At 53.5% G+C, this 23388-nt stretch carries 18 protein-coding genes; 7 read left to right on the top strand and 11 right to left on the bottom strand.

Annotated features, from left to right (window positions below):
* Positions 1-103: 103 nt before the first annotated feature.
* From H7U12_RS18465 to H7U12_RS18455, 3 genes are all read right to left on the bottom strand, one after another.
* Positions 104-2545: an outer membrane beta-barrel family protein gene (locus H7U12_RS18465; protein WP_186640838.1), complete on the bottom strand. Its 2442-nt coding sequence runs from the start codon at positions 2543-2545 to the stop codon at positions 104-106.
* A gap of 79 nt (positions 2546-2624) precedes the next feature.
* Positions 2625-2780, bottom strand: a complete 156-nt coding sequence (locus H7U12_RS18460; protein ID WP_186640836.1) for a hypothetical protein — start codon at positions 2778-2780, stop codon at positions 2625-2627.
* A gap of 191 nt (positions 2781-2971) precedes the next feature.
* Complete coding sequence (locus H7U12_RS18455; RefSeq protein WP_186640834.1) at positions 2972-5416, bottom strand: TonB-dependent receptor domain-containing protein; 2445 nt, start codon at positions 5414-5416, stop codon at positions 2972-2974.
* 537 nt (positions 5417-5953) lie between these two features.
* Between H7U12_RS18455 and H7U12_RS18450 the strand changes: the two genes are divergently transcribed.
* Positions 5954-7009 carry a bile acid:sodium symporter family protein gene (locus H7U12_RS18450; protein WP_186640832.1) on the top strand — a complete coding sequence of 352 codons (1056 nt, stop codon included), beginning with the start codon at positions 5954-5956 and terminating at the stop codon, positions 7007-7009.
* A 104-nt stretch (positions 7010-7113) separates the two neighbouring features.
* Here the strand turns inward: H7U12_RS18450 and mtaB are convergent, their stop codons facing one another.
* Both mtaB and H7U12_RS22900 read right to left on the bottom strand, forming a co-directional pair.
* Complete coding sequence (mtaB, locus tag H7U12_RS18445) at positions 7114-8433, bottom strand: tRNA (N(6)-L-threonylcarbamoyladenosine(37)-C(2))-methylthiotransferase MtaB (protein ID WP_186640830.1); 1320 nt, start codon at positions 8431-8433, stop codon at positions 7114-7116.
* A 107-nt stretch (positions 8434-8540) separates the two neighbouring features.
* Positions 8541-10388 carry an LTA synthase family protein gene (locus H7U12_RS22900; RefSeq protein WP_186640828.1) on the bottom strand — a complete coding sequence of 616 codons (1848 nt, stop codon included), beginning with the start codon at positions 10386-10388 and terminating at the stop codon, positions 8541-8543.
* 245 nt (positions 10389-10633) lie between these two features.
* On the opposite strand from H7U12_RS22900, the gene H7U12_RS18435 reads away from it, so the two are divergent.
* Positions 10634-12826 (top strand): glutamine synthetase III family protein, encoded by a 2193-nt coding sequence (locus H7U12_RS18435; RefSeq protein WP_186640826.1) that lies wholly within the window; start codon positions 10634-10636, stop codon positions 12824-12826.
* Positions 12827-12941: 115 nt separating this feature from the next.
* On the opposite strand, the gene H7U12_RS18430 is transcribed toward H7U12_RS18435, so the two are convergent.
* On the bottom strand, positions 12942-13433 hold the full coding sequence (locus H7U12_RS18430) for a hypothetical protein (protein WP_186640824.1): 492 nt from the start codon (positions 13431-13433) through the stop codon (positions 12942-12944).
* A 125-nt stretch (positions 13434-13558) separates the two neighbouring features.
* Between H7U12_RS18430 and H7U12_RS18425 the strand changes: the two genes are divergently transcribed.
* Positions 13559-13933, top strand: a complete 375-nt coding sequence (locus tag H7U12_RS18425) for a hypothetical protein (RefSeq protein ID WP_186640822.1) — start codon at positions 13559-13561, stop codon at positions 13931-13933.
* Between the two features lie 84 nt (positions 13934-14017).
* Here H7U12_RS18425 and H7U12_RS18420 read toward each other — a convergent pair whose 3' ends face one another.
* Positions 14018-14500: a hypothetical protein gene (locus H7U12_RS18420; protein WP_186640820.1), complete on the bottom strand. Its 483-nt coding sequence runs from the start codon at positions 14498-14500 to the stop codon at positions 14018-14020.
* 366 nt (positions 14501-14866) lie between these two features.
* On the opposite strand from H7U12_RS18420, the gene ispG reads away from it, so the two are divergent.
* The 3 genes from ispG (at position 14867) to H7U12_RS18405 (ending at position 17574) form a co-directional block, all read left to right on the top strand.
* Complete coding sequence (gene ispG, locus H7U12_RS18415) at positions 14867-16876, top strand: (E)-4-hydroxy-3-methylbut-2-enyl-diphosphate synthase (protein ID WP_241749523.1); 2010 nt, start codon at positions 14867-14869, stop codon at positions 16874-16876.
* A 95-nt stretch (positions 16877-16971) separates the two neighbouring features.
* The gene (locus H7U12_RS18410; RefSeq protein ID WP_186640818.1) at positions 16972-17142 is read left to right on the top strand and encodes a DUF6728 family protein; all 171 of its coding nucleotides are present in this window, start codon (positions 16972-16974) and stop codon (positions 17140-17142) included.
* Between the two features lie 78 nt (positions 17143-17220).
* Positions 17221-17574, top strand: coding sequence for an MmcQ/YjbR family DNA-binding protein (locus H7U12_RS18405; RefSeq protein WP_186640816.1), 354 nt, complete (start codon positions 17221-17223; stop codon positions 17572-17574).
* 14 nt (positions 17575-17588) lie between these two features.
* Here the strand turns inward: H7U12_RS18405 and H7U12_RS18400 are convergent, their stop codons facing one another.
* From H7U12_RS18400 to H7U12_RS18385, 4 genes are all read right to left on the bottom strand, one after another.
* Positions 17589-17864: a hypothetical protein gene (locus H7U12_RS18400; protein ID WP_186640814.1), complete on the bottom strand. Its 276-nt coding sequence runs from the start codon at positions 17862-17864 to the stop codon at positions 17589-17591.
* A gap of 125 nt (positions 17865-17989) precedes the next feature.
* A complete protein-coding gene (gene leuS, locus H7U12_RS18395) occupies positions 17990-20761 on the bottom strand; it encodes a leucine--tRNA ligase (RefSeq protein WP_186640812.1) in 2772 nt (923 codons plus the stop codon).
* A 534-nt stretch (positions 20762-21295) separates the two neighbouring features.
* Positions 21296-22021 (bottom strand): spheroidene monooxygenase, encoded by a 726-nt coding sequence (locus tag H7U12_RS18390; protein ID WP_186640803.1) that lies wholly within the window; start codon positions 22019-22021, stop codon positions 21296-21298.
* Positions 22022-22142: 121 nt separating this feature from the next.
* The gene (locus H7U12_RS18385; RefSeq protein ID WP_186640801.1) at positions 22143-22646 is read right to left on the bottom strand and encodes a pyridoxamine 5'-phosphate oxidase family protein; all 504 of its coding nucleotides are present in this window, start codon (positions 22644-22646) and stop codon (positions 22143-22145) included.
* 119 nt (positions 22647-22765) lie between these two features.
* On the opposite strand from H7U12_RS18385, the gene H7U12_RS18380 reads away from it, so the two are divergent.
* Positions 22766-23362, top strand: coding sequence for an acyl carrier protein phosphodiesterase (locus H7U12_RS18380; RefSeq protein ID WP_186640800.1), 597 nt, complete (start codon positions 22766-22768; stop codon positions 23360-23362).
* Positions 23363-23388 lie beyond the last annotated feature (26 nt).

Here is a 23388-nt window from a genome sequence, read left to right as displayed (position 1 = left end):
TGAATCAGGAGTCCTGAGGTTTGTCTCTGGACTCCTGATCAGGTGTTGGGGGACCAATTTAATAAAATAAATCGGAAGCCTCAGAAAGATGGGGGCAAGAAGATTAATTTCCGCCGGCCCGGTTCACCTCGTCCACGCTGGTGGCGCGGCGCTTCATCTCAAATTTCTCGCCTTTGTTGAAGCGGTACCGCAGGTTCAGGCGCATGCCTTGGCCAAACTGGTACATGTCTATCGCGTTGATGTTGCCGTTCACCTCAGAGGTGCCTTTCATGATCTGGGTCCGGAAGATATCGGTGAAGGCCAGGTTCACCTCCAGTTGGTCTTTCAGGAAAGAGCGTTTCACCGCCACATCTACCCAGCCTGCCGGATCTGTTTTGTAAACGTTGAACACCCCTTTGCCGCGGTAGGTCCCGTTCACCTCCAGTTTAAAGTTTTTGGGAAGCAGGATGTTGTTGCTGATCTGTGCCGAGAACATGGTTTGCGCGTTTTCAATGATCTTCTTGTTTACAATGGTCTGGTACTTCTGGTAGGCCACGGTCAGGTTGTTGTTCATGTTCCATTTAGAAGTGATGGTCACGGGGGCTACGAAGGTGGCATTCACGGTTTCGCTTTCCACGTTGGTCTGCTGGAAGACCATTTTATTTTCCTCGGGGTAAAACACGGGCACCTCAGAAATATCGTCTTTGGTGTGGGCGTAGCCGAAGATCAGGTTGTAGCTTTTCTTGAAGGTCTGGGTCACCTGGAACGAGTTGGTGTACTCCGGCTTCAGGTACGGATTGCCCTCGGCGTAGGTATTGGCGTCAATGTAGAACCGGAAAGGGTTCAGGTTGCTGTATCTGGGGCGGTAAATCCGGCGGCTGTAGTTGTAGCCGATCTGGTAGTTGTCTGAGATGCGCTGCTGCACAAACACGCTGGGGAACAGGTCCAGGTACGAGCGGGGCGTCACTTTCTGGTTGGGGATGGAGTTGCCCTCTGAGTTGGTGTATTCCGCCCGAAGGCCCGCCTGCAAGGTGAATCTGGAACTCAGCGTCGCGTTGAAGTTGCTGTAGGCCGCGTAAATGTTCTCGTCGTAGATGAAGTGGTCGCCCGAACGGTTAGGATCTGGTACACGCTGGCTTCCTTCCCGATTATAGAAGTCGATCTGGTTGTCTGACTCCACGTAGCTGGCCTTGGCACCCAGTTCCAACTTTCCTTTGATAGAAGGCAGCGATTTGGCAAAGTCCACTTTGGCGGAATAAATCTGGTAAGAGGTAGGGTTGAGGGTCTCGAAAAACTCCGTCTCTGTCTCGCCGGTAGCTTCGTAGGTCTTAAGGTTCAGGAAGTCGCTGGGGCTGTTGTCCCGGATGCGGGCCACGTCTATATCAGCGGACAGCGTGGTGCCCAGGGTGTCCAGTTTACCGGCGTAATGCACGTTGAAGGTGGCATTGGAGAATTGCCCTTTGTTGTGGGTGGTGGTTTGGTTATGTACCAAACCCGCCTGCGTAGGGTCCAGAAGGGTGGAGTTGGTGTTCACGCCGGAGTTGGTTCTGGAGTGGTTCAAGCTCAATGTCGCTCCCAGGCTGTGGTTCTTGTTCAGGTCATAGTCGGTGCCGAAACGGGCCGAGGGGCTGAACGTTTCTCCTTCTTCTTTTCCAGACTGGTTGAGGGTGGAATTCCCGCCTTCGCGGCTGAAGATGCGGTCCATGGTGAAGGTTCTTTTTCTGGGGCGCTGCGCCAAGTCTACGGAGGCGAAGGAGCTCCATTTACCTTGTTTCAGGTTTAGATTTAGGCCGCCATTAGCCCCAGATTTGGTGTTGTACTGGTACCCGCCGTACACGCTGCCGTTCAGGCCCGTCATGGTGTTTTTCTTCAGGTTGAGGTTGATGATCCCGCCGGTGCCCTCCGCATCGAACTTGGCCGAGGGGTTGGTGATGATCTCCAGGTTCTTCAGGTTATCGGCGGGCATGCCCTGCAACATGGTTTGTAGTTGTTTCCCATCCAGGTAGGTGAGTTTTCCATCAATCATCACTTTCACGCCCTGCTTTCCGTTCAGCTGGATATTTCCGTCCTGGTCCACCAACACGCCCGGCGATTTGGCCAGCACGTCATAGGCGGTATTGCCGGCGGCCATGGCCGTTCCCTCCACGCTCACCACCATTTTATCGGCTTGCACATCCACGGCAGGGCGCAGGTTGTGCACGGTTACTTCCTTCAGAACTTTGGCATCCTGTTTTAGGGCTATTTTCCCGAAATCCTTGCTAAAACCGGCACTGGTCACTTCAAAGGAGGCTAGGTCCAAGTTCGCGAAGCCCATGGCGCTGATTCTCAAACGGTAGTTGCCAGGAGCCGGAGTTTTGAGAGTGAATTTGCCTTCCAAGTCAATGGCGGTGCCGTTCACAAAGGAAGCGTCTGAGGTTTTCAGCAGAGTTACCGTGCCGTAGCTGAGGGGAGCCCCTTTGTCATCTACGACTAAGCCGGTCAGGGAACCGGAGGTTTGGGCCAGGGCGGCCTGGGTAAGAAAAGCCAGGGCGGCCATAAGCAGGAGGAAGTTGTAAAGCTTTTTCATAACAGGTGGATTTTTGGGATGGTGAATGTTTATAGTACTTGGTTATACAAGGTACATGTAGAAAAAAAAAGCCGAAGGGCTAAAGCATCAGGTGGTCCTGGGAGGTGAACACTTTGCGGGAAGCATTGGCACCATGGCTGGAGGTCAGGTACACATAGCCAAAAACCACTAGCGTAAAGGAACCCAGGAACAGCAGGACCTGAAAAAGGAGGGTTAGGAGGGCGAGATTTTCCATGGCGCTAAGTTGGTTAGGTGCTATTGTCTCTAAGAATGAAACAAAGATATAAGAAGGTACTATGTAAAGCAAGGTACTGTTGCTATTTTCTTTAAATTTTTTTTCTGAAGTGGAAGAGGGCAGGCCTGAGAATAATCACCGTAGCGTTTAGGGGCTGATTTTCCATAAACAGACCCTAAACGCAACGGTGATTATTCTCCGCCGGCGCGGTCCAGTTCCTCCAGATTGGTGGAACGGCGCTGCTGCTCAAACTTCTGACCTTTGCTGAACCGATAACGCAGATTGATCCGGAAGCTCTGCGCCGCGAAGTACTGATCAAAGGCGTTGATGTTGCCGTCAAAGTTCGCCGAGCCCACCACCTTGCGGGTTCTGAAGATATCGGTCACGGTGAGGCTCACGTCCAGGTTGTCTTGCAGGAAAGAACGCTTCAGGCCGGAGTCCAGCCACCAAGTACGTTCAATGGTGTAGAGGCCGTACGCCTGCGGACCCTGAAGGCCCAGGTTCAGCTCCATCTTGATCTTATGCGGCAACTGGAGCGTGTGGTTCGAGTTGAACATGTAATAGAACTGCTCGTTCAGAATGGGTTGGTTGCTATCTAAATAGGTGGTGAAAGACTGAAATCCGAAGCCCAGGTTGTTGCTCGCTTCCCATTTCTTCATGATCCGGACCGGCACCACCAATGTACCGTTCAGGTTTTTGAAAGCATCCACGTTACGCTGCGAGAAGATGGTGGTGTTCGTCTCATTGTTCTGCACCGGAATCTCGGCAATAAAATCTTTGGTATGCGCGTAACCCAGCGTGAGGATGTAGTCTTTCTTGAACGTCTGCGCTACCTGAAACGAGTGAGTGTACTGCGGCCGCAGGTTCGGGTTGCCCTGGGCCCAGGTGAGCGGGTCCAGGTAGAAAATGAACGGGTTCAGGTCATCGTACTGCGGGCGGTTGATGCGGCGGCTGTAGTTGTAGGTCACCTGGTAGTTGTCGCTGACTTTCTGCTGCAGGAACAGGCTGGGGAAGAAATCGAGGTAACGGCGGGGCGTGGTTCGGTTCAGAGTCACAGATCGGCCTTTAGACACCGTCTGCTCTGCCCGTAGTCCTGCCTGCACGCTCCAGCGCTCGCCCAGGTTGGCGCTGTAATTGGCGTAGCCGGCGTAAATGTTCTCTCTATATATAAAGTGGTTGCTGCGCTTGGAATCTGGTGTCTGGTTACGGCCTTCCACAAAAAAGAACCGCAGTTCATTGTCAGACTCCACGTAACTGGCTTTCAGTCCCGCTTCCAGTTTGCTCTTGTTTTGGAATTTCCGGGTGAAATCGGCCTTGGCCGAGTAGATGTGGAAGGTGGTGGGGTTGTAGCTCCCCAGTTGCTCCAGCCGGAGCTGTGGCGCCTGGTTCACGTACTGGCCGCGGTTGAAGAACCCCGCGTCATTGTTGTCGGTGATTTTCACGTAATCCACGTCGGCGGACAGGGAACTGCCCAGGGTATCCAGTTTATAGGCGTAGTGCCCGTTTAAAGTGATGTTGAAGTAATCGGCGGCAACCAGGTTGCGGGCGTTGATGAGCGAGTCTTCCACCGGGTTGCTGTTGCGCAGGTACGTCTCAGTCACGAAGGAATTGTCATAGTCTACAGACATCACATAGGCCATGACCCCGATGCTGTGTTTGTCGTTCAGCTGGTAATCGGTGCCCAAGCGTACCGACGGCACATTTCGGAACGTCTCCTCGCGACCGCGCTGGTCAAAACTGGTGGGCTGGCCTTCGTTCAGGAAAAGCCGGGTCATTGTGTTCGTGCGTAGGTTCGTCCTCCGGCCGAAATCGGCGTTCAGGAAGGAATTCCACTGGCCGCTCTTATAGTTGATGTTGGTTCCCGCCGAGTAGCCGTGCAGTTTATTGTACTGGTAGCCGGTGTACACGCTGCCGTTGAGACCCGTCAGTTGGTTTTTCTTCAGGTTGATGTTGATGATGCCCGAATTTCCCTCGGCATCAAACTTAGACGAAGGATTGGTGATGATCTCCAGGTCTTTGATATTGTCGGCGGGCATGGACTGGAGCATGGTCTGGAGCTGTTTGCCGCTCATGTAGGTCAGCTTGCCGTCAATCATGACCCGTACGCCCGCCTTGCCGTTGAGCTGGATGTTCCCGTCCTGGTCTACCCACACGCCCGGCGATTTAGACAAAACTTCCATGGCGGTGCTGCCGGCGGCCATCACGGTGCCTTCCACGCTCACCACCATTTTGTCTGGGTGGTTGATGATGGTGGGCCGCATGGATTCCACGGTCACTTCCTTCAGCATTTTAGAGTCCTGCGCCAGCGCCAGTTTCCCGAACTCTTTCTGAAACCCCGCCTGGTTCACCTCAAAGGCGGGAGTCTCCAGCGTGCCATAGCCCATGGCGGTCACTTTCAGGAAATAGGTGCCGGGGGCGGGGCTCTTGAGCTTAAATTGGCCGCTGACTTCTACACCTGCCCCGTCTACCACCGCGGCATCGCCTTTCCGGATGAGGGCCACCGTGCCGTAGCTGAGCGGCTCGCCTTTGGCGTCCACCACCGTTCCGGTCAACCCTTGGCCGGTCTGCGCCCAAGCCTGGAAGGTACAACAGAGGCAAAAGCAAGCGAGGAAAAAGAAGGTATAGAGATTTTTCATAGCAAAGGGAGATTCATAAAGGGTGGAGGTTGGATTAGGAAAATCAGGTAAAGCGCTTTGGATAGAAAGATGAAGCGAGTTGTATTTTGGTTGCTTGGGTGTTCAAATTTCTTTTCAGTTGATGTCTTGTTTCCTTCCGCAATACGTTTTCGTTGCTCTTGGCAAGATTCTGACCAAAAGTGAGTTCGTTTATTAAAATGCTTAAAATCAAGTATTTATGAAATGTGTAGAATCGATTGGTGTTCAGAACCGAACAGGAGATATGATGAAAGCGGACACCACGTTGAGGGTGGATGAGAATGAAACCTACAGGTCAGACGAAAGTGCAAGAAAAGACTAGTCGTAAGTTTAAGAGCTCTTTTCCGAAAAAGAGCCCCTAAACAGCTTTCCGATGGTTACTTCTTCTCAAGAATGGAGGCCTGGAGGAAGAAAACCTTTGCCAGCGAGGTGGGGTAAGGGAAGCTGAGGCAGAAGTAAGTTGCCCTTCGTACCTTTGAACCGTTCATCAGCTCCGCATTTTAATCAATTAAGCCGCACATGAAAGAAGCCACTTCCGCCAGCACCCCTAAAAACAAGTATAGCCTTCAGGGACTTTTGCAGCGCGTGGGGCTGGATACCTTTCTGCTGTTTCTTCTGGCTATGATTGTATTGGCCTATCTGTGGCCGGAACTGGGGGAGGAAAACGGACCTTTGCCGCTGGAAGAAATTACCACCTACGGCGTAGCGCTTATCTTTTTCTTTTATGGGCTGCGGCTGAGCCCCGCCAAACTGAAAGCAGGCCTCAGTGACTGGCGACTGCATTTGGTGGTGCAGTTGAGCACGTTTCTGCTGTTCCCCCTTTTGGTGTGGGGGAGCCACGCGGTGGCGCCCAACAGTGCCACGCCCGCACTTTGGTTGGGTGCGTTTTACGTGGCAGCCTTGCCGTCAACGGTGTCTTCATCGGTGGTGATGGTGTCCATTGCGGGCGGCAACATTCCGGCGGCCATCTTCAACGCCAGCATTTCCAGCCTCATTGGCGTGTTCATGACGCCCGTCTGGATGAGCTTTTTCACCAGCACCAGCTCCGCCGCCGATATGGACCTCACGAGCGTGATCCTGAAACTCATGCTCCAGGTGGTGCTGCCCGTGACCCTGGGTATTCTGCTGAACCGGAAGTTCGGGGCCTTTGCCGAGGCGCAGAAAAGCCGCCTGAGGCTCTTTGACCAGACCATCATCCTGCTCATCGTGTACTCGTCCTTCTGCGATTCCTTCGCCCGCAACATGTTTGCGGGGTTCAGCGCGCTGGATTTATTTCTGCTGGGTGCGACCATGGTGGCGCTGTTTCTGGTGGTGACGGGGCTTACGTCTATGATCAGTCATCTGCTGGGGTTCAGCCGGGAGAACCGCATCACGGCCATGTTCTGCGGCTCCAAGAAATCATTGGTGCACGGTACGGTTATGTCTAAGGTGCTGTTCCCAGATGCCAACACGGTGGGCATTATCCTGCTTCCGCTCATGCTCTACCACGCCCTGCAACTCATCATTGCCAGTATGCTGGCGCAGCGCATGGCCCGGAAAGGTGGGTTGGCGCAGCCGGATGCCAATTTAGGGTAGCTGGTTTTGCCCTGATTTCAGAAAAAGAGCCCCTAAACGCAATGGCCCGGCCTTCAGAAGAAAGCCGGGCCACTGCGTTTAGGGGCTCTTTTAGTAGGCGAAAATTAATGTGCAAGAAGTTCATGATACGTTTCTTCGGCTTCCATGAGGCCGGCCGGGGTGATGTTGGTGAGGCGCACGTGCTTTTCCTCGTTCACCAGCACCGGGTCATATTTGGCCACCACGCGCACGTAGTTTTCGGTGAATCCCTCCATGTACCCGTCGGTGATGTCAGCCTCGAAGAGGACTTTGCCTTCGTAACCGATCTGGCTCTCATAATATGCACGCTTCTTTTTCTCCGACAGGATGCGGAGCATGTCGGCGCGGCGGTTGCGTTCTTTCTGCGGCACGGCGCCGGGCAGGTCAATGGCCAGCGTGTTGGCGCGCTCAGAGTACGGGAATACGTGCAGGTAGCTGATGTTGAGCTCGTTCAGGAAGTTATAGGTCTCCAGGAAATCTTCTTCGGTCTCGCCGGGGAAGCCCACAATCACGTCCACGCCAATGCAGGCGTGCGGCATAGCAGTTTTGATCCAGTCCACGCGCTGGGCGTACAGTTCCCGTAGGTAACGGCGGCGCATGAGCTTCAGAATCTTGTTGCTCCCCGACTGCAGAGGCACGTGGAAGTGCGGCATAAACCGCTGAGAACCTGCCACAAACTTGATGATCTCTTCACTTAACAGATTAGGTTCAATGGACGAAATCCGGAAGCGTTTCACCGTCTCTACCTGATCCAGTTCCTGCACCAGTTGGAAGAAATTCTCCACGCGCACGCCTTCCTGCAACCCGAAATCGCCGGTGTTCACGCCGGTGAGCACAATCTCCTTCACGCCGGTTAGGCCAATTTCCTGCGCTTCTTTCACCACGTTGACAATGGTGTTGCTCCGGGACTTACCCCGCGCCTGCGGAATGGTGCAGAACGTGCAGGAGTAGTCGCAGCCGTCCTGTACTTTCAGGAAGGTGCGGGTACGGTCCCCGAACGAATAGGCGTTCACGAAGGTGTTGGCCTCAGAAACGGCGCTGGCGTGCACCTGCGGCGCGTCTTTTTTCTCAAAGGTCTCCAGAATGTCCACCAGCTGGAATTTCTCGGCGGCGCCGAGCACGGCGTCAACGCCTGGTATCTCTGAGATTTCCTTCGGCTTTAGCTGAGCGTAGCAGCCCACAATGGTAATGAACGCGTTGGGCGAATGCTTCAAAGCTTCCTTCACCACTTTCCGGCATTTCTTGTCGGCGTTGTCAGTGACGGAGCACGTATTGATGACGTATATATCGGGCGTGTCGGTGAACTCCACCTTCTCAAACCCGCGCTCCTGGAAGATGCGCGACAGGGTTGAGGTCTCAGAGAAATTCAGCTTACAGCCTAGTGTATAGAAAGCTACCTTTTTCATAATCAGGGGGCAAAGATACGGAGAATAGGGTTGAAATACGACATCTCTACTTCTCAATCCTGTTTTGGGGCTGTTTTTCTAAAAAGAGCCCCTAAACGCCCAAGGAGTTACTTCTTCAGGAAATCCCCGAAACTGGTTTGCATGTAGGCTTTGCCTTGCTCGATCTGCTTGTCCGGCACCCCGGCTTCGCGGAGGATGGGCTTTTTGGAGACGTTGTCAAAGGTGACGGTGCCCTTTGGCGTCACCATCCCGAACCCGTCATTGAAGACGTAAAACGCGAACGGGGTAGCTTTGGCATCCAACAAGTTCTTGCTCCAGGCAAACTGATGCGTGGGCACGCCCATCTGCTGCAACAGGGTAGGCACAAGATCCGTCTGGGAACCGATGTTTGTGACAACCGAGTCTTTCACGGCCAGCGCTCCGCCGGTGAGCAGCAACGGAATCCGGAATTTGCTGGGGGCATCGTTCTGGTCCCGGCCCGGGAAAGGATGGCCGTGGTCCGCCACCAGCACCACCAGCGTATTCTGCCACCACGGCTGTTTCTTGGCGGCGGCGATGAATCGGCCGAGGGCCCAGTCGGTGTAATGGAAGGAGTTTTTGAATTGCGTCACTTCGTCGGTGCCCTTGAAAGCGGCCGGCCTCGGAATGTCATAGGGCTCGTGGCTGCTCAAGGTGAAGATGGTGGTGAGGAAAGGCTCTTTGGGAACCTGGTGATCGACTAAGACTTTGTCGAACAGAATGTGGTCATGCACGCCCCACTTGGAATTGTAGTTTTCGCTGGGGAAATCTGATTTTTCCAGCAGCTGGTCATATTGCCCGTTGATGAGGTATGATTTGATGTTCGCGAACGCCAACTCGCCGCCGTAGTAATAACTGGTGCGGTAGCCCAGTCGCTTCAACTCAGACGCCAGTTGCGGCAGCCGCTCGGTCTTTTTGGGCGTCTTTATAATAGAGGTGGTGGTTTGCACGGGATAACCGCTCAACAGCGCCACCATACCTTTTTCGCTGCGGTCACCGGCGGCATAGATGTTCTGGAAAAGGATTCCTTCCTTGGCCAGCGCGTTGAAGTTAGGCGTTACCTCGGGTGGACCGCCCAAAGCGCCAATCAGTTTGGCGGTGTAACTTTCCAGGATGATAAATAGCACGTTAGGCCGCTTCACCCGCAGCAAAGAGGCAACTGAATCGCTCTTGGGCTGGTACAGTTCCTGCACCAGGGCCTGGGCCTGCTTTTCCTCTAAATACTGGTAAGGGTTCTTGGTGTTGTGGTTTTTCTTGATCACGGAGTGCATCACGTTCCAGGGCACGTTCACGCCCGCGTGGTTCGCGAAAATCTTCTGGGAGAAATACACGTCGCTTTGGTTCAGCGGAATCTGCTGCCAGCCGCCCCGGAGCGGGAGCACTAGCAAGGCCAAAAGAAAAAGCGAGAACAAAAGCTCGCCCGCCAGGTGCCGCATGTTGCGCTTGGGGGAGTTTTCCCACTTGCTCCTGATCCACTTGAACCCGGCTACCCCAAGACCTGTCAGTAGCACAAAGGCCAGAAGCAGCAGCCAGACTGGGGCCGATGCCGTGGAGGCCAGCATCTCAGCGGGGGTATTTAAGTACTGAAGGGGAGTAGCATCTAACCGAAACCCCCAGGCCGAGTACAGCTCCAGGTCAATGGTCACCAGCAGAGCCACCAGCGGCAGCAAAACATAGGTGTAGACGCTCACCACCCGCAGCAGGACAGGCTTTCTGAACGCCACCTCATTCAGGAAGAGCAGAAAGGGAATCAGACTCAGGTACGCCGCGAACGAAAGATCCATCCGGAGACCGTACCAGAAAACCTTGGCCAGTTCACCCGATGTCAAAGCAGAAGCCTTGGCGTGCTGGTAAAAGAGGAAAACTACCCGGCATATCTCAAAGAAGAGCGTCCAGAAGAAAAAGTAACTGAGAGATCGTACAAGAATTCGTTTCACCTGGCAAATATACCGCTAAATGGGCGTCTTCAAAAAAGGGCTATTTTTTGAAAAAAGGTTCTTCTTGAAAGGTGGTTTTTCTGAGGAATAGATAGTGTTTGAGAAAAATACCCTTAAAATGAGAGGTGGTTGCTGGAGTTTTGAGGGTGTTTTCTGAAAAAGTACCCTAAAAAAGTAAGTTCGAGCTTGAAAGTTATTTTTCTTGCCGTACATTTGGTCCAGATATCAAACCCAAACAAAATTTCATGGCCATTCTTCGTTTTAAGGCGCTTGAGTTGGTAAACCAACGTACGCCAGTAGAGGTGAAGCTACCTTCTGACAAAATCTCTGATTATTATGGAAGCAACGTCTTTGGTCTGGAGGCCATGCGTTCTACGTTAGCCGGCGATTACTTCAAACGCCTTCAGTTTGCCATCAACACCGGCAGCAAAGTAGACCGCACCCTCGCCGATGCCGTGGCGGGAGCTATGAAAACCTGGGCCCTGAGCCGCGGTGCTACCCACTACACCCACTGGTTCCAGCCCTTGACCGGCGAAACCGCTGAGAAACACGATTCTTTCTTTGACCTGAGCTCAGACGGCCGCGCCATTGAGGTGTTCAAGGGAAGCGCTTTGGTGCAGCAGGAGCCAGATGCCTCTTCTTTCCCGAACGGGGGTATCCGGAACACGTTTGAAGCCCGTGGTTATACCGCCTGGGACCCAACTTCTCCGGCCTTTATTATTGAGAACGCCGGCGCCAAAACGCTTTGTATCCCTACCATCTTCGTTTCTTACACCGGCGAGGCCCTTGACTACAAGGCCCCGTTGTTAAAGAGCTTGGACTTGGTAGAAAGAGCCGCGGTGGACGTTTGCCAGTATTTTGACAAAGACGTGACCAAAGTAACGGCTACGTTGGGCATTGAGCAGGAGTACTTCCTGGTAGACCGCGCCCTGTACGAGGCCCGTCCTGATCTGGTGATGACCGGCAGAACGGTGTTCGGCCACGAGCCGGCCAAAGGCCAGCAGCTGGAAGACCATTATTTTGGTGCCATTCCTTCCCGCGTGCACGCCTTCATGATTGATTTCGAGGCGGAGTCTCATAAACTGGGCATTCCGTTGCGCACCCGTCACAACGAGGTGGCTCCTAACCAGTTTGAGTGCGCTCCTACTTTTGAGGAAGCCAACCTGGCCGTAGACCATAACCAGCTGTTAATGGACCTGTTGGACCGCGTGGCTGAGAAGCATCACTTTAAGGTATTGTTGCACGAGAAACCGTACAAAGGCGTAAACGGTAGCGGCAAGCACAACAACTGGGCCCTGAGCACCAACACCGGCGTGAACCTGTTCGCCCCGGGCCGCCGTCCGAAAGAAAACCTGCAATTCCTGACCTTCTTCATCACCACCGTGAAAGCGGTGCACCGCTACGCCGATTTGCTGCGCGCCAGCATCGCCTCCGCGAGCAACGACCACCGTCTGGGGGCCAACGAAGCGCCGCCGGCTATCATGTCAGTGTTCGTGGGCAAGAAACTGACCGAGGTTTTGGATGAACTGGAGCGTACCGCCAAATTGCCTTTGGACAAAGGTGATAACGTGTACCTGAAACTGGGCATCGATAAAATCCCGGAAATCCTGTTGGACAACACCGACCGTAACCGTACGTCTCCTTTTGCCTTCACCGGTAACAAGTTTGAGTTCCGCGCGGTAGGTTCTTCGGCCAACAGTTCCAACGCCATGACCACCCTCAACGCCATTGTAGCTGATCAGTTGATCGACTTCAAAAACAGCGTGGACGAGATGATGGCGCAAGGCAAGAAAAAAGAAGTGGCTATCATTGACGTGCTGCGTGAGTACGTGATTTCTTCCAAAGCCGTGCGTTTTGAAGGAAACGGTTACTCCAAAGAGTGGGAAGAAGAAGCCGAGCGCCGTGGATTGAGCAACATCCGCAAGACACCGCAGGCCCTGGATAAACTGGTAGATGAAACTGCGATGGAGATCTTCACCAAGCACAACATCTTCAGTGCTCGTGAGCTGCACGCCCGTCATGACATTCTGCTGGAAGACTACATCAAGCGGGTGCAGATCGAGGCGCGTGTGATGGGTGACCTGGCCATGAACCACATCATCCCAACCGCCATCGCGTACCAAACCAAACTGGTGGAGAACATCAAAGGGCTGCGCGAAATCGGGTTGGAGGACGATGAGTACACCCAAACCACGCTGGACACCATCAAAACCATCTCCCGTCACCTGACCACCATCAAGACGAACGTAGATGCCATGATCGAGAAGCGGAAAGTGGCCAACAAGATTGAAGACACCCGCGAGCGGGCCATCATGTACACCGATGAAGTGCTTTCTTTCTTTGACACCATCCGGTACAGCGTAGACAAACTGGAGCTGATTGTCGCTGATGAGCAGTGGCCTTTGGTGAAATACCGCGAGATGATGTTCCGTCATTAATAGGAACTGAATCCATATACAAAAGCCCCGGCCGTTACGCCGGGGCTTTTTGTTTTATGGACGTTTTGCAAGGGTTTTCCGGAAAACAGCCCCAAAACCGGTGGTCTTCCGGAAATCAGATAAACAGGGGTTGCTCACCTTCCGTTGATTTCCGAACCGGGGTGAGGGTGCTCCCAAACTGCTGCATTTTGGACTTGATTTTCTCCAGGGTAGGAATCTGTTCCCGCCACTGCTGTTCTTGCCACCAGGCCTGCACCTTAGGGTTGCGGCGGGCCTGGTCAAACACCTTTTTCAGAACGAAGGGCAGCACCAGCGTGGCAATGTTGGTGGCCAAGGCTCCCCGGATGCCCAGGTGCAACATGAGCCGGATTAGGACCATGTCTTGCAGCTTGTCTAACAGGAGCTTAGGTCCTTTCTCCTGCACCTGTCCTTTCAGAACCAGGAGCACCTGTTGGGCGTTGCCGTTTGCCAGTTCTTTCTGCAGCCATACCTCCACGGTCTCGCGGGTGATCTGGATGGCCTCCGGAATCTGGCTGAATTTCAGGCCGGCTTTGTGCAGCACTTGCGCCGCATAGGCGTGACTTTTCTGTAGGAACGGAACGGGCATGAAGAGTATCGTTGTCTCCTGAATGCTACGGCGAAATGGGCGATGAGTTTTGGGCTGAGCCGTTAACCCCGCGGGGTTGTTCACGTATCGAGGGAACAAGCTACCCAACACCAAACGCAAGGGCCATGGACTTTGATATCCCAGAATTCAAAAAACGCTTAGAAAACGAACGCCTGCAGGGCAACGCGGCGGCTCCGGTCATCCAACAGGAAGTTCGGCAGGCCGAGGAGGTGAAGGCGGGACTCTCCGAGGAGAATGATCACGCCAGTGAGTTCGTCTCAGAGGCCATCAATCGCATAGACACCTATATCTTCCAGCTGCATGAACTGGCCAAGGATTTCAACCCCGCCGATTTTGAACTGGACCAACAGACGTATCTTCAGGATGACCGCATGCACGACCGCATCAGCGACCGGATAGACCGCTTAAAAGAGCAGGGAGAAGCCAACGCTTCCACCGAAGATCCTCTTCTGCGCGAAGGAGAAGCGGAGCAGGATTAATAAGAGAATGCTCCGCTATTGAAAGGGACCTGCTCAAAGGGAAGTTTTACGGCTGTTTTTCTGAAACTAGCCCTAAAACAGAAGTTAGGCGAAGGCGCTGTTTTCTGAGTTCTGGTTGCCCGTGAGGGATTTGCCCACCGTCCTGATTTTGGATCTGATTTCTTCTTTGGAGGGCAGGTGTTTGCGCAGATCCAGCGTTTCCCACCACATCTTGAACATGGGGTTTTTCTGCATCAGTTCCACCAGAACCTTCAGGATGAAGGGCAGAATGACGTCGGCGGTTTTGGAAGCTTCCTCATAGTCCATCTCCAGGCGCATGATGTACTTGGCCACCACCATGTCTTTCAGTTCGTCAAAAAGGAATTGGGAATCCTTCTCCAGGCAGTTGCCTTTCACCATCTGGAAAACCAGCGGCAGGTTGCCCTGTTCCATTTCCTGGTGCAGCCAGTTCTCGGCGGTTTCGCGCGTGATCTGGATGGTGTTGGGGATGTTGAGGTTGTCCATTCCTGCTTTCCGGAGCAAAGCAGTTACCTGGCGTTGACTTTGGGATAAAAACAGTAGAGACATATGGTATAGAATGGTTAGAGTTAAGTGTACGCCTATAAGCCGGGCGTGTTTCCATGTATCGGCTGGAATTACCTCCTGAGGCTTTCCGGGGTCTGTTCTAAAAAGAGCACTGCCACAATTTACAGGTAAATAGACCACTTTTACAAGCTGACCATCAGTGATTTATAGTGGCTTATCTAATTTGTAGCTGTTTTTAGCCTTTTTTTCAAAAAAGACCCTATAAACAGCCGGTTAGCCCGCTGCGTTGCCACCGTTCTCCCAACCAGCCCCAAGCCGATGGGCCGGAAGGCTGTGCAGCTCAAAAAAACCTCGTACTTTTACAGAAGCTGAGCTGAACAAACTGCTTTGGCGATTGGTTAACAACGTATGGAAACCGCATTTCCCATGAACTCAGAATCTCTTTCTTTAGGTGGAATTTACTGCCCCAGCCTCACTGATTATACCCGTCGGCTTACCCGTGAGGTGAAGATCGGGGATCTCGCCATGGGCGGAAACAACCCCATCCGGGTGCAGTCCATGACCACCGTAGACACCATGGATACCCTTGGATCGGTGGAGCAGGTGATCAGAATGGTGGAGGCCGGTTGCGAGTACGTGCGCATCACGGCGCCCAGCGTGAAAGAAGCCGAGAACCTGGGCCTTATCAAGAAAGAACTCCGCCTACGCGGCTATTCTGTTCCGCTCATCGCCGATATCCACTTTACACCCAACGCCGCCGAGTTGGCCGCCCGCCTGGTGGAGAAAGTGCGCGTGAACCCCGGCAACTACGCCGATAAAAAGAAATTCCAAACCATAGACTATACAGATGTCACCTACCAGGCCGAACTGGACCGTATACGCGAACGCTTCACGCCGCTGGTGAACATCTGCAAGGAATACGGCACCGCCATGCGCATCGGCACCAACCACGGTTCCCTGTCTGACCGGATTTTGAGCCGCTACGGCGATACCCCGCTGGGCATGGTGGAAAGCGCCCTGGAGTTCCTGCGCATCTGCGAAGACCTGAATTACTATGACGTGGTGCTCTCCATGAAAGCCAGCAATACCCAGGTGATGGTGCAAGCCTACCGCCTGTTGGTGCAGAAACTGGAGGAGGAAGGCTTGCAACCGTACCCGCTGCATCTGGGCGTGACCGAAGCCGGGGAAGGCGAAGACGGACGCGTGAAATCTGCCGTGGGCATTGGTACGCTGCTGGAGGACGGTTTAGGCGACACCGTGCGGGTTTCCCTCACCGAGGCCCCGGAACTGGAAGCGCCGGTGGCGAAAATGTTGATTGACCGATACACCACCCGCGCCGGCCATACGCCCATCAAACCCATTTGCAATTTACCGTACAACCCGTTCCAATACCACCGCCGCGAGACGCGGGAAGTCCTGAACCTGGGCGGCCATAACGTGCCGCGCGTAGTGGCAGACTTGAGCCGGTTGGAGGAAATCTCGTATGAAGACCTTCGACCGGTAGGCCATATCTATTCACCGGTGCTGGATAAATTCCACATGTCTGACCAAGGCGCAGATTACGTGTATACCGGCAGTGCGCCAATCACGTTCATGCTGCCCAACGGCCTGAAAGAGATCGTGGACTACACCGCCTGGCTGGAAGCCGAGCAACGCGAGGAGCGCTACCCCTTGTACACCGCCGTTCAGTTTGAAACAGCTGATTCCTGGCACCCGCAGCTCAACTTCGTGCAAGTATCTTTAGGTCAGTTAACGACTGATTTCATAGAAACGCTCCATAATCGGCCGGACGTGGTGTTGATCCTGGAAACCGAGAACGAGCACGCCATGCCCGAGCAGCGCAAGGCGTTCATTCGGCTCATGAACCAGGGACAGCCCGTGCCGGTGATCATCAAACGCTCGTACGAAGACCTCACCGATGAACAGGTGCAGCTCTACGCCGCCACTGACGTAGGAGGTTTGCTCATTGACGGTTTCGGGGATGGGGTGTTACTGAGCACCCAGGACCTGAGTTACCGCAGCAAAGAGGAGTGGGGCTATACGCTGGAAGGGCTGAACAAACTCGCCTTCGGGATTCTGCAGGCCGCCCGCACGCGCATGAGTAAAACCGAGTACATCAGTTGCCCCAGCTGCGGCCGTACCTTATTTGATCTCCAGGAAACCACCGCCATGATCCGGAAACGCACCGATCACCTCAAAGGCGTGAAGATCGGGATCATGGGCTGCATCGTGAACGGCCCCGGCGAGATGGCCGATGCGGATTATGGGTACGTGGGCGTGGGCAAAGGCAAAATCGCCTTATACCGCGGCCAGGCTGTCATAAAGAAATCGGTGCCCGAAGAACGTGCCGTGGATGAACTGATTGAGCTGATCCGGGAAGACGGAAACTGGATTGAACCGGTGGGGGTAGAGGCTTAAGCAGACAAATATATTCCTTCTTAAGTAAATCATTCTCTACCTAAGATTGTTCTCTTAATACAGTGACGTACACTTACTTATAGCTAGATATAGATATGAAAGGCCTGTTTGATTTCTCAGAAGTAGCCACCTACTTCTTCCGCAAAAAAGACCCGAACCGTAAAACGAATTTCAACCTGCGCACCATGCACACCATCAACAAGGTCTCTATGTTGATGTTCCTGTGTGGTTTGGTGTACCTGGTGATTAAGCTGATGATGCGTTAATCTTCTGCGGAGGATTATAGATACAAAAAGAGCCACTTGCCTTTTGGGTGAGTGGCTCTTTTGTTTATCTTGTGAACCATGAACATAGAGGAATTCAGAGACTACTGCCTTAGCAAACCCCATGTGGAGGAAACGCTGCCTTTCGACCAGGACACGCTGGTCTTCAAAGTGGCCGGTAAAATGTTTGCACTCTGCAGCCTGTCTGACTACGCCGCGGGCATCGCGTTGAAGTGTGACCCTGAGCGGGCAGTAGAACTGAGGGAGCAGTATCCGGCCATTCAGCCGGGTTACCACATGAGCAAGAAACACTGGAACACGGTCCTTCCCGAGGCTTTTCTCCCAATGGGGCTGTTGCCGGAGCTCATTGACCATTCTTATGACTTGGTGATATCGGGAATGCCCAAGAAGGTGAGGGCAGAGTTAGGGCTGTAACCAAAGCTGGTAATCTAACTGAATTTGGTGGCTCCTTTTCGGCTCTTTCCTACCAAGCCTAGAAAAACCAAACCAAGCCCAATCACAGTGACGCTGGCCGTAAAACCAGCTTCATAGTTGAAATGCCACTCTACCCGCCATTTGTGTTTATCCTCCAAACCATTGTAGATAGTACTGCTGATTTCTTCCCCAGTGGAAGTATGAAAGTACCTGTTCTGGTTGAAGAAATAGCCGGTGGCCACCGCCGCTAATAAGGCAAGGCCCAGGAGAATATCATAGCGTTTGTTCATGAACTGAATATAGGTAAAACGATGATAATTTCCTTGAACCCTATAAAAGCAGCAGCCCGACTCTTGAGGAGCCGGGCTGCTGCTTTTCATTTTAGTGCCGTTTTTTAGAAAACAGCCTTAAAACCTTAGATCACTACGTTCACAATTTTACCTGGCACCACAATGACTTTCTTCACCGGTTTACCTTCCAGAAGTTTCTGCACCTGCTCAGAGGCCAGGACTTCCTTCTCCACTTCTTCTTTGGTGGCTTTCAGGTCAAAGGTCATTTTGCTTTTAACTTTCCCGTTGATGGAAATTGGATAGTCAAAGGTGCTCTCGGTGAGGAATTCTTCTTTCCAGGCTGGGTAAGCGGCGTAGGTGATGCTCTCAGTGTGGCCTAAGCGGCTCCAGAGTTCCTCGGTGATGTGCGGGGCGTAAGAGGCCAGCACCACCGTCAACGGCTCCAGAATGGCGCGCTTCTTCGTTTTCAAAGAAGATAACTCGTTCACGCAAATCATGAACTGGCTCACGCTAGTCCCGAAGGAGAAGCGTTCAATGTCTTCCTCAACTTTCTTGATGGTTTTGTGCAGCGACTTCAGCTCGGCCGGAGTAGGTTGCTCCTCGGTCACTGCCCAGTTGCTTTGCTCATCAAAGAACAATTTCCAGAAACGGCGCAGGAACTTGTACACACCGTCCATGCCGTTGGTGTTCCAAGGTTTGAACTGCTCCAGCGGCCCCAGGAACATCTCGTACATGCGCAGAGTATCGGCACCGTATTCCTCTACCAGTTTGTCTGGGTTCACCACGTTGTGTTTGGACTTAGACATCTTTTCAATCTCCACGCCCACATGGTACTTGCCGTCTTCCAGGATGAATTCCGCATTCGCGAAGTCTGGTCTCCAGGCCTTGAACTGCTCCAAATCCAGCACATCGTTCTCCACAATGTTCACGTCCACGTGCAGGGCAGTGGTTTCGTACTGGTCTTTCAGACCGAAGGAAACAAACGTGTTGGAGTCTTTGACGCGATACACAAAGTTAGAACGGCCCTGAATCATGCCCTGGTTGATGAGCTTTTTGAACGGCTCGTCCTGGTTCACCAGGCCGAGGTCAAACAGGAACTTGTTCCAGAAGCGGGAGTAGAGGAGGTGACCCGTAGCGTGCTCTGAACCACCAATGTATAAGTCCACGTTCTGCCAGTAATCAATGGCTTCTTTGCTGGCGAAGGCACTGTCGTTCAGCGGGTCCATGTAGCGGTACCAGTACCAGCTGGAACCCGCCCAACCCGGCATGGTGCTCAGCTCATATTCAAACTCTCCGCGGTATTTCCAGTCCTGCGCCCGGCCCAGCGGCGGCTCACCGGTTTCAGTTGGTAAATAGGCATCTACCTCTGGCAACACCAACGGCAGTTCGCTTTCTTCCAGCAGGGCCGGGATTCCGTCTTTGTAGTACACTGGCACCGGCTCGCCCCAATATCTTTGCCGACCGAACACAGCATCGCGCATGCGGTAGTTGATGCGGGCTTTGCCCACGCCCAATTCCTCGGCGCGCTGAATACCGGCTTTGATGGCATCTTTCACCTCTAGTCCGTTCAGGAAACCGGAGTTGATGATCTTGCCTTCTTTGGCAGGGTGTGCTTCTTTGGTTAAATCACCCCCGGCTACCACTTCCGGAATGGGCAGGTTGAACTTCTTCGCGAAAGCGTAGTCACGGGTGTCGTGGCCTGGTACGGCCATCACAGCCCCGGTTCCGTAGCCTGCCAGCACGTAATCGGCAATCCAAACGGGTACTTTCTCGCCGGAGATGGGGTTGATGGCGTAGGCTCCGGTGAAAGTGCCGGTTACGGTTTTCACGTCAGACATGCGGTCGCGCTCTGAGCGGTTCTTAGCCCAGGTCACGTATTCCTCTACCTCGGCATGCTGCTCTGGAGTGGTAATCTCAGTTACATATTCATGCTCCGGCGCCAGCACCACAAAACTGACCCCGAAGATGGTGTCAATGCGGGTGGTGAACACGGTGATGTGCTTGTGCTCGTGGCCGTCCAGTTGGAACCGCAGTTCTGCCCCTACCGATTTCCCAATCCAGTTGCGCTGCATTTCTTTCACCGGCTCAGGCCAGTCAATGGTGTCCAGACCCTGCAACAGTCTTTCGGCGTAGGCCGTGATGCGCATCATCCACTGCTTCATGAGCTTTCGCTCCACGGGGTAGCCGCCGCGCTCCGAAACGCCGTCTTTCACCTCGTCATTTGCCAGAACAGTTCCTAATTGCGGACACCAGTTCACCACGGCTTCAGACAGGAACGTGAGGCGGTATTTCAGTAACAGGTCCTGCTGCTCTTTCTCAGAAAGGCGAGCCCAGGCATCAGCAGTCACGTGCGGCGTGTCCTCATCGCAGGCGGCGTTCACAGCGGTGTTACCGCGCATGGCAAACTCAGCCACCAGCGTCTCAATGGGTTCGGCTTTGTCAGTGGCGTAGTTGTACCAGCTGTTGAAGAGCTGCATGAAAATCCACTGGGTCCATTTATAGTAGCTGGGGTCTGAGGTACGCACCTCGCGGTCCCAGTCGAAGGAGAAGCCCAGGTTGTTCAGCTGCTCAATGTAGCGCTCAATGTTCTGCTTGGTGGTCACGGCCGGGTGCTGCCCGGTCTGAATGGCGTACTGCTCGGCGGGCAAGCCGAAGGAGTCAAAGCCCATGGGGTGCAGCACATTGAACCCTTTGAGGCGCTTGTACCGGCTCACAATGTCAGAGGCGATGTAGCCCAGCGGGTGCCCCACGTGCAGACCCGCCCCGCTCGGATACGGGAACATGTCCAGCGAATAGAACTTGGGTTTGCTAGGGTCAATCTCGGTCTTGAACGTCTTGTTCTCGCTCCAGAAGCGCTGCCACTTCTGCTCAATGGATCGGTAGTCGTACTCTGACATGGGTATGGTTTCGGTTCTAAAGTTCAGTTCAGTATGGCCGTAAAGGGCCAAAGGCAAAAGTAAGGGAAATTCTGCAAAAAGGAGGAGTCTGGCAGCGCGCAGGAACGTGGTTTCTGTGGCTGTTTTAGGCTTGTTTTCAGAAAAAGAGGCTAGAATCGGAGTTGGCAGAGACACTCGCAGGTGCTGCACACACTACAAGGTCTTTGGAGTAGACGGTATTGCGGAGGCAGCGATAACCTGTGAGATCACCATTACTCTCAGGCTAAGTGCCATCTGGCGCGAGTCTCCAGACTCGTGACATGGATTGAATGGTGTCTCCAGACTCCTTACGCATGGCTGGATTCAGATATGCAGTGTTAGCAGTTATGTGCTCGTGGTTCCCGGCGAGTCTGGATACTCGCAGCATCCTTTGTCACGAGACTATAGTCTCGCGCCAGCTTACTTATTAAATTCAGGACTATAGACTCAAGACTCAGAACTCAGGACTCCCAAAGACCTCGTAGCGTGCGCAGCACCTGCGAGCGTCTGCCCCAACTACACCAGCCCCTGCAACGGATCCACGCCATTCCAGGTGCCTTTGCTGTGCAGCGGGGTAAACCGGGCGAACAGTTCTTCTGAATACCAGCCGCGGGTGCGGGTGTTTTTGATAACCTCGCGGTGGGCGGCCATGCGGTAGGCGTATTCTTTCATGCTGGCTTCGTCTTTCCAAAGGCTGAAGGTGGCTTGTCGCAGAAAGGGAGCTTCGCCCAAACCAATGGAAGCCAATAAACCGTTCGCATGATCCAGGCTGGCACTGGCCTGGGGTACGTGCTTCCAGAAGTCGATGGCTTTGGTGAGCCGGATGGAGGCGCGGGTTAATACGGCAATAGGAGCATCGGCTGGAGCCGGGAGGGTTTGCGTGGTGAACGGGTTCTGGCCGCTCCAGAGTCCGTGCGCCTGCAGGGGCTGCAAGGTCAGGTGATATTGTTCAAAGGTGTGCCGGCGGTATTCCTCCAGAAGCGGGTGCGTGCCGAAGAAATCCTCGGCGGCGCCGGGGGAGGCCCAGGTGGCCATGAGGCCGTAGCGGTACCAGTTGGGTTTGAGGCTGAACCCTCGGCCCTGGCCGCTGCCCAGCAATTTGAAAAAGTTCAGTCCTTTTACCTTCTGTAACGGGCGCTGAGACGTTCCCATTTGCGCCAGTCCCCAGCGCCAGTGACCCGGTTTAATGCCGAACAAGGTGAGCGTGGTGTGGGCAGGTTGCGTGGGAGCTGAAGACGTCAAGCGAGGTAAAGGATTTGGGTTTTTAGCCTGTTTTCTTAAAAGTAGCCGAAAAACGGAAGTCGTGCAAACTCCCGTTTTGGCAAGAAAAAAGGGAGCCGAAACTCCCTTTCTGATCTCTTAACTATAAATTGATCTTTTTGTTTTCGCCCGGATGGGCTGGCTCTCCGGTGAGGGCGGCTTTCACTACGCCGTAGAGGTGCACCACGGCACTGTTCGGTGAATCCCAGTACTCGGCCTGGTCAATGGTAACCTTGATCAACCCGATGTTCGGATCATCCTTTCCTTCGGGGAACCAGGCTTTCATGGCCGGATTCCAGAGTTCGTCTATTTTCTGCTGATCGCGTAGCACCTGGGCGTGTCCGGAAACAGAAACGTACAGGTTGTCATTCGGCTTGGCGTAGCTCAGGTTGACGTGCCGGTCTTGTTTGATCTCGTGCGACTTGCCAGATTCATATCCGGTGAAGAACCAGATTGTGCCGTCGTCCTTTACCGTCATGTGGCGCATGGGCCGGGATCGGATGGTGCCATCGGGTTCCGCGGTGCTGAACATGGCGGTGTCTATGTCTTTGATTTTGCTTATCAGGGCTTGCAGGTCGCCTTGTTTTTGGCTTTGTTGATTTTCCATAGTTAGTTTAGGTCATTAAACGCTTTACAAGAATACGGGCGGGTGTTAGGTTGGGTTCTTTTTACCGCCCTTTGATCCTTCATAACTAGAATCCGTACCAATGGTTTAAACCTACGTCCTTGAATTACCTGGCCCATTTATTTCTTTCCGGTGACGATAAAGACCTGCGTCTGGGAAATTTCATTGCCGACAGCGTACGTGGTGCCCTGATCCGGCTATACCCGCCGCGGGTGCAACAGGGAATTCTCTTACATCGTCTCATTGATTCCTACACCGATGCTCATCCCATAGTGGCGCAGACTAAGGAGCGTTTACGGCCCAAATTCCGGAAATACGCGGGTGTGGTAGCCGATGTCTTCTATGACCATTTTCTTGCCTCCGGTTTCCACCACTATAGTCCGTTACCGCTTCCTACCTTTGCCGCTGAGGCCTACCTCCAAATGCAGACGGAACCCGGGCTGCTGCCGGAGCGGGTGCTGCATTTTCTCCCGTACATGGTCAGGCAGAACTGGCTGGTTTCCTATGCACAGGTGGATGGCATTACCCGAGCCCTACAGGGCCTAAGTTCCCGGGCCAAGTTTGACTCCAATATGGAAGTGGCAGGAGAGGAGCTGTTGGAAAACTATGGGTTTTACCAAGCAGAGTTTGAGCGTTTCTTCCCGCAGTTGCAGGCTTATGTGCATGAACAGATCGGTTTGATTTCTTCCTCCGCTTAATTGCTTTGGATTTAGTAACTCACTTA

This window comes from Rufibacter sediminis (genome assembly GCF_014269285.1).
Taxonomy (GTDB): domain Bacteria; phylum Bacteroidota; class Bacteroidia; order Cytophagales; family Hymenobacteraceae; genus Nibribacter; species Nibribacter sediminis.
This window is presented reverse-complemented; position numbering and strand designations above follow the sequence as displayed.